The sequence below is a fragment of the Rhodococcus sp. T2V genome, assembly GCF_029269925.1.
GTDB classification, from domain to species: Bacteria; Actinomycetota; Actinomycetes; order Mycobacteriales; family Mycobacteriaceae; genus Rhodococcus_F; species Rhodococcus_F koreensis.
In genome coordinates, this window is the sequence record NZ_JARJBD010000034.1 from 55,546 (window position 1) to 68,629 (window position 13,084).

The following is a 13,084-nucleotide window of genomic DNA, read 5'->3' on the forward strand; positions in this document are numbered from 1 at the left end:
GCGGGACAGCGCGCACGCCACACGAGCAGAGGAGCGATCTGTGGCGGCCACGGTGGAACACGACGTGTCGGAATCCCGGTTCGAGATCTACCTCGACGGTCAGCTGGCCGGATACGCCGATTACTTCGAGCGGAACGGCGCCCGCGACTTCCACCACACCGTGACGTACCCGCAGTTCCGCGGGCAGGGTCTGGCGGCGGTGGTGGTGAAGGCCGCCCTCGACGACACGAAGTCCAGTGGGCTCTCCGTGATCCCGTCGTGCTCGTACGTGGAGAAGTACATCACCGAGAATCCGAGCTATGCGGAGCTCGTCTGATCCGCTCCGCCCGGCCGTCCGCGCGACGTGTCTTCTCGCCGCGACGGTCGTGCTGGCCGGTTGCGGTTCCGGCGGCGGTTCGGACACCGATCCGGCATCCGCGCCGACCACCTCGGTAGCCGTGCAGCCCGGCCCGTTCGTGGGTGAATGCGGCTCGCTCACCGACGCCGAGGTGTACGAGCGGGCGGGGGTCGCGGGGCTCACCCCGGTGTCGCGGAACGGCATCAAGTGCCGGTGGGAAGCGGACGGCGGCGAACGGTACGTGATGTTCACCTGGTACCGCGGCAGCCCCATCGACCGGGAGCGGTCGGTGGCCAAGGGCATCGGTCACGAGGTCCACGACCTCGAGATCGCCGGGCATCGCGGGTTTTCGTCGCAGAACGTCGGGTTCTGCGAGGTCGCGCTCGGCACCGGTTCCGACTTCGTGCACTGGCTGGTCCGCTACGGAACGGGCAGTGCACCCTCCGATCCGTGCGAGGCACCGACCGCGCTCGGCCGTTTGACGCTGGAGAAGGCCAGATGAGCGGCCGCCGGCGACTCGCCGCGGTGGTCGCGTCGGCGATGGTGCTGGCCGGCTGCGGCACCGCCGTCACGGGCACTCCCCTGCCCGAGGGCGCCGCCCCCTCCGACGACGGCGGCTCGCCGCAGTTCGACAAACTCCTGCGCGAATGCGACGCCGTCCCCAACGACAAGATCGTGGAGACACTGCACGGCGCAGGCATCGACCAGTACTTCTACGGCGCGGTGTGCATGTGGACGGTGTCGTCCGCCGCCGGATCGATCGACGTCACGTTCGGCTGGTTCGAGAACAACTCGTTGCAGCGGGAGCGGGCGGTGGCGGACCAGCTGGGCTATCAGGTGGAGACCACGACGATCGCGGGCACGTCGGCGTTCAGCGCCCGGCGGCCGGGTGATTCGGCGACGTGCGGGATCACCGCCGCCTACTCCGGTGTCATCACGTGGTGGGTGCAGCAACGTTCCGGGACGGGCGACCCGTGCGACGGTGCGCGCACGCTCGCCGAGTTGACTCTGCAACGCAACCAGTAGCGGCCGAAAATTCGCTCGCGGTGGCCACGACCTCGCTGTTAGCGTCGAAGGACCACCGACCGAGCCGACCAGAGGACCCTTGCCGTGACCGCCACCGAGACGGCTGTGACTCGCCGGTTCGGGCCCCTGGTCCTCCTGAACGTCGCGACCCTGTTCTCCTCCACGGGCAACGGCATCGTGATCGTCGTGCTGCCGTGGCTCGTGCTCGAGCAGACCGGTCGCGCATCGGACGCCGCGATCGTCGCGGGCGCGGCCACCCTCCCGCTGTTGCTGTCGAGCCTGTTCGCGGGCACGTTCGTCGACCTGTTCGGACGACGCCGCACGTCGCTGATCTCCGACTGCCTGTCGGCCCTGTCCGTGGCGGCGATCCCGGTGATCGCGACCACGGCGGGCCTCACCGTCACGGTGATCGCCGTCCTCGCCGCGATCGGTGCTGCGTTCGATCCGGCCGGCATCGCGGCCAGGGAGTCGATGCTGCCCGCCGCCACGAAGTCCGCGGGGTGGTCACTCGACCGGATGAACAGTCTCTACGAGGCCAACTACAACGTGGCGTATCTCGTCGGTCCGGGCATCGGCGGCGTCCTCATCGCCACCGTGGGCGCGGTGAACACGTTGTGGGTCGCCGCCGCCGGGTTCGTGCTGTCGGTGGCGACGATCGCGTTCCTGCGTCTCGAGCACGCCGGCAGACCGGACACCGCGACGCGTCCGACGTCCATCTGGCACGGCACGCTCGAGGGGCTGAAGTTCGTGTGGCACAACCGGCTCCTGCGCACGATCGCGCTCGTGGACATGGCGGTGGTCGCGCTGTACATGCCGGTCGAGTCGGTGGTGTTCCCGGTGTACTTCACCGAACTCGACAAACCTGCGCAACTCGGTTCGGTTCTGATGGCGCTCAGCATCGGCGGCGTGGTGGGCGCCCTCGCGTACGGACCGCTCGCACCGTTCGTGTCGCGCCGGATGCTGATGGTGGTGGCGGTGACGGTGCTGGGCGCGGCGATGGTCGCGATGGCGTTCCTGCCGCCGCTGTGGGCGATCCTGGCGCTGGCTCTCCTGCAGGGTCTGGTGTTCGGTCCGGTCGGCCCGATCGCCAACTACGCCATGCAGACTCGCAGTCCGGAGCACATGCGTGGCCGGGTCACCGGGGTCATGACGTCCACGGCGTACGCGGCGGGTCCGCTGGGCTACCTGCTGGCCGGCCCGATCCTCGACAAGTGGGGTATCCAGCCGACGTTCTTCGTGCTCGCGATCCCGGTCCTGATCATCGGGTTGGCGTGCTTCGCGCTGCCCGTGCTGAAGGAACTGGACGAGAAGGTTCCGCTCAGTTGAACCCCATGACGTCGTTGCCCCAGGCCACCCGCATCTCGTGGTCCGGGTCCTTCACGAGGGTGTCCGCGCCGTCGATCAGCAACGTGGCGCGGTCCTCCTCGTCGTAGGGGGCCCAGTGCTTGGACGCGTCCAGGGCGGCGGGGACACCGTGCCGCGCGAACGCGAGCCACCGGCGCTGGATGCGGCCCGACACCTCGAGTGCCGTCTTCCGGCCGCCGAGCCAGAACGTCGGGTCTATGTTGAGGGTGTCGAAATTGCCGAAGACGTACGGGAGTTCGGTGGCGTGCCCGGCACCGATTCGTGCGGCCTTGAGCATCGGGGTGGCCTGGTCGAACCGGTACATCCACGTCGGCGAGTGCCTGCTGTGGGCGTCGGCCACCCACAGGGCGGGCATCCGGAACGCGGCGTCGCGGGACATCGCGAGTGCGCCCTTCGGTTTGCCGCGGTCCGGGTACGCCGACAGGATGTCGGCGAGGCGGGCCGCGGGCAGTTCCGGGTGATCGGTCGCGATCGCCCGCAGCATCTCCTGCACCGAATCCGAAGTGACCGGCAGCAGAGGCGATTTCATGAACTTGAAGATCGACGACTCGTCCTTGTTGGAACCGATGATGAGGGGGATGCGGTGGGAGTAGCCCTTCTGGAACGCGGCTACCGGGTAGCGGGGCAGGAAGTCGCGGTCCACCACCGGCGCCATGGCGAGTGTGCCCGGGATCTTCGTCGGCACCTCGTTGACGAGGGTGTCGCTGGCCTCGATGACCGTGCGGTACGGGAGGCGCAGCAACGTGTCGATCCGGGCGGGTTCCACGTCGAGGATGTCGAGGAACTGCTTGGCGACCGTGGCCGCCCGCTCGCTGCCGTAGACCGACGTGGCGGGTGGGCTCTGGGCGATCGCGCGGTGGAACAACCCGTCCGCGCTCGGGCACGTCATCAGGGTGGTGATCGACCCGGCTCCCGACGATTCCCCGAACACCGTCACCTCGTCCGGGTCACCGCCGAACGACGCGATGTTCTCGCGCACCCATTCGAGGGCGGCGACCTGGTCGCGCAACCCGCAGTTGGTCTCGAACACCCGCTCCGCCGTCGAGAACGACGACAGGTCGAGGAAGCCGAGCGCCCCCACCCGGTAGTTGAACGAGACCAGCACGACGTCGCCGAGAGTGGACAGGATCCGCCCGTTGTAGATGCCCTGAGCTGCGGTTCCCAGGCAGTAGGCGCCGCCGTGGATCCACACCATCACCGGCCGCGGGGTGCCGTCGGGCCTGGGTGCCCAGACGTTGACCGACAGGCAGTCCTCGTCCATCTCGAGTCCGGCGTCGATCGGGACGGCGGTGCCGTGGCCCTGTGGGGCCATCGGGCCGAAGTCGACGCAGTCGCGCACGCCCTCCCACGGCGTGGGCGGGGCCGGCGCCCGGAACCGCAGGTCGCCGACGGGGGCGGCGGCGAACGGGATGCCCTTCCACGCGTAGACGTCGCCTTCGGGATAGCCGCGCACGTCGCCGTCCCGGGCGCGGACGACGAGTGTGTCGCCTGACTTCTCGACATCCACGGCCGAATCTCCTCACGCAGCGCGTACGGGAATCTCTCGCCAAACTACCAACGATGCGCAGGCAGGACCGTTCGAACGCGATATAGATCAACCGCGCGCTAACATGTGCTCCGTGGCCGCATCGACCGATCCCGAGGGCAAGAGTCTCCTCGACTACCCGCGGCCGTCCGTGGCGGTCGACGTCGCCGTCCTCACCGTCGACGGCCCCGAGCTGAAAGTGCTTGTGGTTCCGCACCGTTCGGGCCGGCTCGCGCTTCCGGGCACCTTCCTCCACGAAGGCGAGCGGCTGCGGGACGCCGCCGAGCGGTGCCTGCGGATCAAGGCCGGACTGGCGGGTGCCGAGTTCCACCAGCTGGCGATGTTCGACGACCCCGGCCGCGACGACCGCGGGTGGGTGCTGTCGATGACGCACGGGGCGGCGCTGCCCCGCACGGCGCTCCCCCGCGACGCGCTGCTGATCCCCGTCGACGGCGACCGGGTGACGCAGGACCTCGCGTTCGACCACGCGGACGTCGTCACCCTCGCCGTCGCCGACCTGCGCAAGCGGTACGCGCGGTCCGTCGACCCGTCGGGGCTGGCCGGCGACACGTTCACGGTGCTCGAACTCCGCCGGGTCTACGAGGTGGTGTTCGGCCGTCCCCTCCCGAAGGACTCGTTCCGCCGGCACATGATGCCCGCCCTCGAGCACACCGGCGACATGGCCGTCGTCGGGACCGGCAGGCCCGCCGAGATCTACACGCGCGGCCCCGCGCCCCTCCCGCCGGGCGCGGCCGCGTTCCTCGCAGGCTGAGCGCGTCCACCCACCCGGGGCCTTTCCGTTCGCGGCACGGCCGGTGCTAGGGTCGGCTTGTTCTGACACGGGGTGCTCCGCAAGGGCGGGGCTGAGAACACACCCGGGAACCTGCTCAGGTAATGCTGACGAAGGGATGTCAACGTTGTGAATAGCTCTGTCCAAGGTGCTGCGGGCGCAGGCCGGCACGCCCGATTCACGGACCACTTGTGGGACCGGACCAAGGTGCTGCGCGAGGCGATCGACGAACTCGAGTTCCTGCGCCGCCTCGGCGACGGAACACTGCCGCTGGACGTGTTCCGCACGTACATCGAGCAGGATTTCCTGTACCTGACCGGGTACGCGAAGGCCCTGTCCCTGGTCGCCGCGCATGCGCCGGGCCCCGTCGAGGCCGGCTTCTGGGCCGGCTCGGCGGCCGAGGCCGCGACGGTCGAGGCGACGCTGCACCAGAATCTGCTGACCAGCGGGCGACTCCCCGCGTCGGACGCCGAGCCGCAGCATTCGCAGGCCTGCCTCGGGTACATCTCCTACCTGACGGCGGTCGCCGCCACCGAGCCGTACGCGGTGTCCGCCGCCGCGGTGCTGCCGTGTTTCTGGATCTACGCGGACGTGGGACGCAGGCTCGCGGCGAGCGCCCGGGACGTGCTGGATGCCGATCCGTCGCACCCGTACGCACAGTGGGTGACCACGTACGACGCGGAGGAGTTCCACGCCGCCGTCGCGAAGGCCCGCGAACTCGTGGACGCCGCCGCGGACGCCGCGACCGAAGCCCAGCGCGAAGAGATGGTGGAGGCGTTCACGATCGCCAGCCGCTACGAACTCATGTTCTGGGACACAGCACTCAACAAGCAGGAATGGCCGGCGTCGTGACACTTTTCTCCCGTACCAAGCGCGCGGCCACCGCGGCCGTCATCCTCGTCTCGGCCCTGTCGATGCTCACCGGCTGCGCCGGCGACTCGCAGTCCGACGACACCATCCGGTTCGCACTCGACTGGACGCCGAACACCAACCACACCGGCCTGTTCGTCGCCCAGCAGGAGGGCTGGTTCGCGGACGCCGGTCTCGACGTGCAGGTGCTGCCGTACAACGACACCTCACCCGACACCCTCGTCGACGCCGGCAACGCGGAGTTCGGCGTGAGCTTCCAGAGTTCCGCGACGTTCTCGAAGGCCGCGGGCGCCCAGACCACGTCGGTCATGGCCCCGCTGCAGCACTGGGCGACGGGTATCGCGGTGAAGGCGGATCGCGCCGACATCACCCGCCCCCGGGATCTCGACGGCAAGATCTACGCCGGTTTCGCGGACCCCGACGGCGAGGAGACCCTGAAGCAGATCATCCGGAACGACGGCGGCAAGGGCGAATTCACCACCGTCACGCTCGGCACGTCGGCCTACGAGGCCGTGTACTCCGGCACCGCCGACTTCACCGTGTCGTTCTTCGGCTGGGAGGGCATCGAGGCCGAGCACCGGGGCACCCCGATGCGCTACTTCCACTACACCGACTACGGCTTCCCGGACGCGTACGCACTCGTCATCGAGGGCAACGAGCAGTGGATGGACGAGCATCCCGAGCAGGCCCGCAAGTTCGTCCAGGCCCTGCAGCGCGGCTACCAGTTCGCCGCCGACCGGCCGGACGAGGCCGCGCAGATGTTGATCGACGCCAATCCCGGCGCGTTCACGGACGAGTCCCTCGTGCGGGAGAGCCAGCAGATGCTGTCCTCCGAGTACATGAAGGACGCTTCCGGAAAGGTCGGGACCCAGACGGCCGAGCAGTGGGCGGGGTACTCCGGTTTCCTGTTCCAGCACGGCCTGCTCACCGGCCCCGACGGGGCACCGCTGACCACGGAACCCGACTGGTCGACGTATTTCACCAATGAGTACCTCGCTCAGCCCTGACCCGACCGTCCGGACCCCGGCCCCGGGCACGTCCCCGCTGCTGCGGCGGGTGCTGCCTGCGGTCGTGGTCGTGGCACTGCTCGTCGTCGCGTGGCAGGTGTACGTGACGGTCAGCGGTATCCGGCCGCAGGTGCTGCCGTCGCCGCTGCGGGTCGTGCAGCAGGGCTGGCGGGCGCGGGACGCCATCTCCGGTCACGCCTCCGCGACACTGCAGGTGACGCTGATCGGGTTCGCCGTGTCCCTGCTCTGCGCGTGGGCTCTCGCCGTGCTCGTGGACTTCTCGCCGTGGCTGCGACGCGCATTTGTTCCGCTGTTCGTCGTGTCGCAGACGCTGCCGATCATCGCGATCGCGCCGTTGATGATCATCTGGTTCGGATTCGGTCTGCTGCCGAAAGTCCTCGTGATCGCCCTCGCCACGTTCTTCCCGATGACGATCGGCCTGATCGAGGGGTTCGCCGCCGCCGACCGGGAGGCGGGCGCGCTGTTGCGCAGTATGGGCGCCTCCCGGTGGCAGGAATTCCGCTACGTGCGGCTGCCCTCGGCGATCCCCCGGTTCTTCACCGCCCTGCGCATCGGCATCACGTACGCCGTCGTGGGTGCCGTGTTCGCCGAATACGTCGGGGCCACGTCCGGTCTCGGCATCTACATGGCCACGCAGAAGAACTCCTTCCGCACCGACCTGGTGCTGGCGGCGGTGCTCGTGACCGCCGTGATCAGCGTCAGCCTGTACCTGCTCACGTTCGCGGTCGAGCGCGTCGTCGCCCCCTGGATCAAGAACGAGAGGGCCCGGCATGAGTGAGACCGCGCGCGTCGCACTGTCCGGACTGAGCAAGGGATTCCCCGTCCGCGGCGGCATCCGTCCCGTCCTCGACAACGTCTCGTTCACCGTCGAACCGGGTGAGTTCGTGTCGGTGATCGGCCCCAGCGGATGCGGGAAGAGCACCGCGTTCGCCATGCTCGCCGGACTCGACCAGCCGGACACCGGCACCGTCACGATCGGCGGCGAGCCCGTGCGTCCCGCGGGCAGGGGCCCGTCGAAATGCGCGTACATGCCGCAGAAGGACCTGCTGTTCCCGTGGCGCAGCGTCCTCGACAACACCACCCTCGGACTCGAGGTGCAGGGCATGCCCCGGAAACAGGCGCGGGACAAAGCCCGGGAACTGTTCTCCGTCTTCGGTCTCGGCGGGTTCGAGGACGCCCGCCCCAGCCAGCTGTCCGGCGGGATGCGGCAACGCGCCGCGATGCTGCGGACCGTCGTCCAGGACCGTCCGGTGCTGCTGCTCGACGAGCCGTTCGGCGCCCTGGATTCGTTGACCCGCACCGAGATGCAGACCTGGTTGCAGGACGTGTGGCAGCGCTACCGGTGGACCGTCCTGATGATCACCCACGACATCCGGGAGGCCGTCTACCTGTCGGACCGGGTGGTCGTGCTGTCCGCCCGGCCCGCCACCGTGCGCCGCGAGGTGACGGTGGGCCTGCCCCGCCCCCGCGAACTGTCGATGATGACGTCACCCGAATTCGCGGACGTCGAACACGAACTGCTCGGCGTGCTGCACGAGGAATCGCGGCGGGCCCTCGTCGAGCAGGAGGCGGGCCGACGCTGAAACCCGCGGCGCCTCAGAGCAGTAGCGTCTCAGAGCAGTGCCGCCTCCAGTTCGCCGAGGGCAGCCTCCAGGTAGTGGAGGATGCGTTGCAGGCTCGGCACCGAGCGGCGGCACCCGATGACACCGAAATCGAGGTTGTCGCCGTTGGTGGTGAGCGTGATGTTCAGCGCCTGCCCGTCCAGCACCACCGACGTCGGGTAGATGCCGTCCAGCCGGGACCCGTTCCAGTACATGGTCTTCCGCGGTCCCGGGACGTTGGAGATGATCACGTTGAACGGCGGCGGCGTGAAGCGGACGAACCCCGGCACCGGCGTCAGGGCGATCGGTGACATGTTGACCGCGGACCACGCCAGCGCCTGCAACGAGGTGAGGCTGCCGAACAATTCCTTCCCCTGCGACATGGACGCGGAGATCGCCGTCAGACGCTCCGCCGGGTCGTCGACGTCCGTCGCCAGGTTGCACAGCGTCACCCCCACCGCGTTGCCGCCGGCGTCGGCCTTCTGCTCGTCGCGCAGCGACACCGGAACCATCGCGATCAGCGGTTCGTCCGGCAGCGCGTTCTGTTCCTCGAGGTAGCCCCGCAGCCCCCCGGCGCACATGGCCATCACGACGTCGTTGACACTGACGCCAGCCGCTTTCCGCACGGCATGGATCCGGTCGAGCGGCCAGGACTGCGCGGCGAACCGGCGCGCGCCACCGATCGGGACGTTGAGCATGGTGCGGGGCGCCTCGTACGGAAACCTCATGTCGTGCTGACCCATCGCGGTGCGGGCGATCCGCAGCGACGCCGGCGCGAGACCGGCGACGTCGCCGACCGTGCGGCGGACCCCGTTCACCACCGACCACAGGTCGGGGGCGGCGGCTCCGTTCGCCGACCCCGAGCGCGGCAGGTTCCACGGCGGCGGCGCGTCGCGCACGTCCGGGTCGGTCGACAGCGTCCGCATCAGCAGCCGCAGCCCGGAGACCCCGTCCATCAGCGAGTGGTGCAGCTTGGTGTAGATCGCGAACCGGCCGTCGGAGAGGCCCTCGATCAGATACATCTCCCACAGCGGGCGATGACGGTCCAGGAGCGTGCCGTGCAACCGGGACGTCAGCGTCAGCAATTCCCGGACCCGGTACGGCGCAGGCAGGGCCGAATGACGCACGTGGTATTCGAGATCGACGTCCGACTCGTCGGCCCACCACAGGTTCCCGAGACTGCCGACCGGGCCCGCCGGCTTCTTGCGGAACGTGGGGTCGACGTCCGTGTGCTCGAGCATTGTTTCGTGCATCGACTTCACGTAGTCCGGTCCGGCACCCTCCGGCGGTGTGAACAATTCGAGCGATCCGACATGCATCGGATGCTCTCGCGATTCGCCGAGAAGGAATATCGAATCGGTAACCGGCATGATCCCCACCTGGACGTTCACCCCCGCTCGGTCACTATCCCATTACGACTTCCGCCTGGATGCTACGTCGGGCGTAGCGTCCGTGCGACCTACTTCGATGTAGACCGCACGGCGCAAAGAGGTGGCAAACCTGAAGGCAGCACGTCGAAGGGCACCGAGGCCGGAACGGAGGCAGACAATGAGCACTGCGACTTACGAATTCTGCCCGTCACCGCTCCCGGTGACCCGGCGGGAGTTCGCCGGAACCAGCCTGCAGTCGGCGGCCCTCGCCCACACCCTCCGCCGCACGGTCCGGCCGTTCCTCGACGGGTGGGCGCGCTACCCCGAACTGCCGTGGCCCACCGGAGTCGTCGACCTGTTCGGGTACTCGCTCGGCCCCATCCGCGGAACCCAGCGCAGGCCCGTCCGGCTGCCGCACTGCCGCGCCGAATGGATCCGGCCTCCGGGTGAGCTCGGCGACCGGGCGATCCTCTACCTCCACGGCGGGGCGTTCCTGTGCTGCGGGATCAACTCGCACCGCCAGATGGTGTCCCGGATCTCGGCGGAGTCCCAGGCGTCGACGCTGAACGTCGCGTACCGGATGATCCCGGGGAACCCCATCCGGGCGGCCGTCGAGGACGGCGTCGACGGGTACCGGTGGCTGCTCGCGCACGGGTACACCGCGGACCGCATCGTCGTCGCCGGCGACTCGGCGGGCGGATTCCTGACGTTCATGGTGACACTCGAAGCGCTGCGTCAGGGGTTGCCGCGTCCCGCAGCCGACGTCGCACTGTCGCCGCTCACCGACCTCGACCCGGTGAACAAGCTGGCCCATCCCAACGCCGACCTCTGCGCCGTCTTCCCCAAACGCGCGGTCGGTGCCCTGTCCAGGCTGATCGAACGCCTGGACACCCGGGGCGGGCACGAGCCGTCCACGTCCCCCGTGGACGGCTCCCTCGCCTCCATGCCGCCTGCCCTGATCCAGACCGGCTCGCAGGAAATGGTGTACGTCGACGCGGAACTGATGTCCGAACGGCTGTCCCAGGCGGGTGTGCCGTGCGAACTGCAGGTGTGGGAGCGGCAGGTGCACGTCTTCCAGGCCGCCGCCGGACTGCTCCCCGAAGGCACCCGCGCCATCCGCGAGATCGGCCGGTTCATCCGCAGGGCCACCCCCGTGAGTACTTGTTAACGTCCGGCGGTTACGAAGTACTCACGGGTGCGAACAGGTGGTTCCGGTCGAGCGTGGAACCCGGCGTGCGCCCGCCACCCCACCCGATCACGGCGCGGTAGGCGCCGAGCGCCCCCGCCTCCGCCAGCGCGTCGGCGTCGGTGTGGGTGGAGTCCTCGGGAACCGGGGTGTCGAACGGCGCGACGTACAGCGCGTCGGTGGGACAGTTCGCCTCACACATGAAGCACGTCTGACAGTCCTCCTGATGCGCGACGACGGGAACCCCGTCCTCGCCGCGCCGGAAGACGTCCGTCGGGCAGACCTTGATGCAGATGTCGCACTGCACGCACCTGTCGGCGAGGACGATCTCGATCACGACGCCACCGTCCGGGTTTCGGCGGCGCCGTGTTCCGGCCGCACCCACACTTCGCCCAGTCCGCCCGACAGCAGTCGACGGGTCTGCGACGGATCGGTGTCGGGCAGGTCGGTGCGCACGTGCATGCCCCGGGTCTCGGTCCGCGCCAGCGCCGAGTGGGTCGCCCACCGGGCCGCGGCGAGCATCGCGGCGGCCGAACGTGCCTGCAGCAGTTCCCGTTCGGCACCGCCGAGCAGATCGGCGGCACCCGACCAGGCTTCGTCGAGCGCGGTCACGCTGTCCTGCAGGCTCGCCGCGCTGCGCCGGTAGCTGCGCCGCAGCGGGAGGGTGTGCTCCTGAACCAGTCCGACGATGGCGCGCGACGCCTGCCGCCGGGCGGACGGGCCGCGCAGACCGGCCGTTCCCGCGCCGCGCACTCCGTCGGGGACGGGACGCCCCCGCGCGAACCGGGCGGCACCCGCGCCCGCCCACGTTCCCGAGGAGATCGCCCAGGCCCCGTTGTGGCTGCCGCCGCCGCTGCGGCCGCCGGTGATCAACTCGCGGGTGGCGGCGTCGCCGGCCGCGAACAATCCGGGAACGTCACTGGCACAGTCGGTGCCGGTGATCCGGATGCCTCCGGTCCCGCGCACCGTTCCCTCCAGCACCGCCCGCACGGGGTACTTCTGCGTGAACGGGTCGATGCCCGCCTTGTCCAGCGGCAGAAAGTAATTCGGTTGAGACGTGCGCATGGCCGCGCGGATGTCGGGCCGGGCCCGGTCCAGCCGCGCGTACACCGGGCGGCCGGTGGCGAGGTGCGCCATCGCGGCGCCGCGTGCGGAGAAGCCGCCGGCCCCGAGCGGCTGGCCGTCCGCGTCGTAGTAGGTGGCAAACTGCATCATCAAGCCCTTGGTGTGCCCGCTCCACGCGGGCGCCAACGCGTAGGCGGTGGAGAATTCCATGCCGGAGAACGACGCCCCGACCTCGGCGGCCATCAGGAGTCCGTCGCCGGTGTCGACGTTCGTTCCGAAACTTCCCGACAGGAACGCGCAGCCGCCGGTGGCCACGACCACGGCCCCGGCTCGCACCGACCACGGCGCGTACCCGTTCTGCCGTTGCAGACCGGCGGCGCCGGACACGACGCCGTCGCCGGTGGTGAGCAGTTCCAGGGCGGGGCTGTGATCGAGGATGGTGACCCCGGCCCGGTGCGCCCGCCTGCGCATCCGGCGCATGTACTCGGGCCCCTGCAGGCTGGTGCGCACCTCCCGCCCGTCGTCGCCGGACGGAAACCGGTAGCCGGAATCGGCCAGTTCGTCCACCCGGCGGTGGGTCTCCTCGAGCACCCGGTACATCCAGGCCGGTTCGGACAGCCGGCCGCCGTCCTCGAAGCGGGCCTGCACCGACCGTTCGCGGGCGGGGCCGGGCGGGACGTTCCACAGGTTGTTACCACCCGAGGCGGTGGGACCGCTGGTTCCGCAGTACCCCTTGTCGGCGAGCACCACCCGGGCACCCTCCCGGGCCGCGGACAGTGCCGCCCAGGTGGCGGCGGGTCCGCCGCCGAGGACGAGGACGTCGGCGACGATCTCGAGTGCGCTCACGAAGCGAACAGCATCGCCGACGCGGCGACGGCCGCCCCGGCTCGTGCGGACAGCGGGCGGCGGCGGAACAATCTG

General features: G+C 69.8%; 14 protein-coding genes and 1 riboswitch. Of the genes, 10 read left to right on the forward strand and 4 right to left on the reverse strand.

Translation table 11 applies throughout. The features are described from left to right. Nucleotides 1–40: 40 nt before the first annotated feature. The 4 genes from P3H15_RS26435 to P3H15_RS26450 all read left to right on the forward strand — a co-directional run bounded on the left by P3H15_RS26435 (nucleotide 41) and on the right by P3H15_RS26450 (nucleotide 2,689). The gene (locus tag P3H15_RS26435; protein ID WP_276139937.1) at nucleotides 41–316 is read left to right on the forward strand and encodes a GNAT family N-acetyltransferase; all 276 of its coding nucleotides are present in this window, start codon (nucleotides 41–43) and stop codon (nucleotides 314–316) included. After that, nucleotides 300–839: a DUF3558 domain-containing protein gene (locus tag P3H15_RS26440; protein WP_276139938.1), complete on the forward strand. Its 540-nt coding sequence runs from the start codon at nucleotides 300–302 to the stop codon at nucleotides 837–839. Before P3H15_RS26435 ends, P3H15_RS26440 begins: the two co-directional genes overlap by 17 nt. After that, the gene (locus P3H15_RS26445; RefSeq protein WP_276139939.1) at nucleotides 836–1,363 is read left to right on the forward strand and encodes a DUF3558 domain-containing protein; all 528 of its coding nucleotides are present in this window, start codon (nucleotides 836–838) and stop codon (nucleotides 1,361–1,363) included. Before P3H15_RS26440 ends, P3H15_RS26445 begins: the two co-directional genes overlap by 4 nt. An 84-nt stretch (nucleotides 1,364–1,447) precedes the next feature. Then, nucleotides 1,448–2,689 (forward strand): MFS transporter, encoded by a 1,242-nt coding sequence (locus P3H15_RS26450; RefSeq protein WP_276139940.1) that lies wholly within the window; start codon nucleotides 1,448–1,450, stop codon nucleotides 2,687–2,689. Here P3H15_RS26450 and P3H15_RS26455 read toward each other — a convergent pair. After that, complete coding sequence (locus P3H15_RS26455) at nucleotides 2,682–4,235, reverse strand: carboxylesterase/lipase family protein (protein WP_276139941.1); 1,554 nt, start codon at nucleotides 4,233–4,235, stop codon at nucleotides 2,682–2,684. The two genes, P3H15_RS26450 and P3H15_RS26455, sit on opposite strands and share 8 nt — an antisense overlap. A gap of 112 nt (nucleotides 4,236–4,347) precedes the next feature. Here P3H15_RS26455 and P3H15_RS26460 point away from each other — a divergent pair, with 112 nt between their 5' ends. The 5 genes from P3H15_RS26460 to P3H15_RS26480 all read left to right on the forward strand — a co-directional run bounded on the left by P3H15_RS26460 (nucleotide 4,348) and on the right by P3H15_RS26480 (nucleotide 8,524). Continuing rightward, nucleotides 4,348–5,025, forward strand: coding sequence for an NUDIX hydrolase (locus tag P3H15_RS26460; RefSeq protein ID WP_276139942.1), 678 nt, complete (start codon nucleotides 4,348–4,350; stop codon nucleotides 5,023–5,025). 58 nt (nucleotides 5,026–5,083) lie between these two features. Further along, a riboswitch (TPP riboswitch) is annotated at nucleotides 5,084–5,179 on the forward strand. Beyond that, nucleotides 5,173–5,895, forward strand: a complete 723-nt coding sequence (locus P3H15_RS26465; protein WP_276139943.1) for a TenA family protein — start codon at nucleotides 5,173–5,175, stop codon at nucleotides 5,893–5,895. (Overlaps the previous riboswitch by 7 nt.) Further along, nucleotides 5,880–6,920 (forward strand): ABC transporter substrate-binding protein, encoded by a 1,041-nt coding sequence (locus P3H15_RS26470; protein WP_072945923.1) that lies wholly within the window; start codon nucleotides 5,880–5,882, stop codon nucleotides 6,918–6,920. The genes P3H15_RS26465 and P3H15_RS26470 overlap by 16 nt, the downstream gene beginning before the upstream one ends. After that, nucleotides 6,898–7,719 carry an ABC transporter permease gene (locus P3H15_RS26475; RefSeq protein ID WP_276139944.1) on the forward strand — a complete coding sequence of 274 codons (822 nt, stop codon included), beginning with the start codon at nucleotides 6,898–6,900 and terminating at the stop codon, nucleotides 7,717–7,719. The genes P3H15_RS26470 and P3H15_RS26475 overlap by 23 nt, the downstream gene beginning before the upstream one ends. After that, on the forward strand, nucleotides 7,712–8,524 hold the full coding sequence (locus tag P3H15_RS26480; protein WP_276139945.1) for an ABC transporter ATP-binding protein: 813 nt from the start codon (nucleotides 7,712–7,714) through the stop codon (nucleotides 8,522–8,524). Before P3H15_RS26475 ends, P3H15_RS26480 begins: the two co-directional genes overlap by 8 nt. Before the next feature lie 29 nt (nucleotides 8,525–8,553). Here P3H15_RS26480 and P3H15_RS26485 read toward each other — a convergent pair whose 3' ends face one another. Beyond that, nucleotides 8,554–9,912, reverse strand: a complete 1,359-nt coding sequence (locus P3H15_RS26485) for a wax ester/triacylglycerol synthase family O-acyltransferase (RefSeq protein ID WP_276139946.1) — start codon at nucleotides 9,910–9,912, stop codon at nucleotides 8,554–8,556. 178 nt (nucleotides 9,913–10,090) lie between these two features. Between P3H15_RS26485 and P3H15_RS26490 the strand changes: the two genes are divergently transcribed. Further along, nucleotides 10,091–11,080: an alpha/beta hydrolase gene (locus P3H15_RS26490; RefSeq protein ID WP_276139947.1), complete on the forward strand. Its 990-nt coding sequence runs from the start codon at nucleotides 10,091–10,093 to the stop codon at nucleotides 11,078–11,080. Nucleotides 11,081–11,090: 10 nt separating this feature from the next. Here P3H15_RS26490 and P3H15_RS26495 read toward each other — a convergent pair whose 3' ends face one another. Continuing rightward, nucleotides 11,091–11,435, reverse strand: coding sequence for a ferredoxin family protein (locus P3H15_RS26495; protein WP_276139948.1), 345 nt, complete (start codon nucleotides 11,433–11,435; stop codon nucleotides 11,091–11,093). After that, nucleotides 11,432–13,009 carry an FAD-binding protein gene (locus P3H15_RS26500; RefSeq protein ID WP_276139949.1) on the reverse strand — a complete coding sequence of 526 codons (1,578 nt, stop codon included), beginning with the start codon at nucleotides 13,007–13,009 and terminating at the stop codon, nucleotides 11,432–11,434. The genes P3H15_RS26495 and P3H15_RS26500 overlap by 4 nt, the downstream gene beginning before the upstream one ends. Nucleotides 13,010–13,084: the final 75 nt, after the last annotated feature.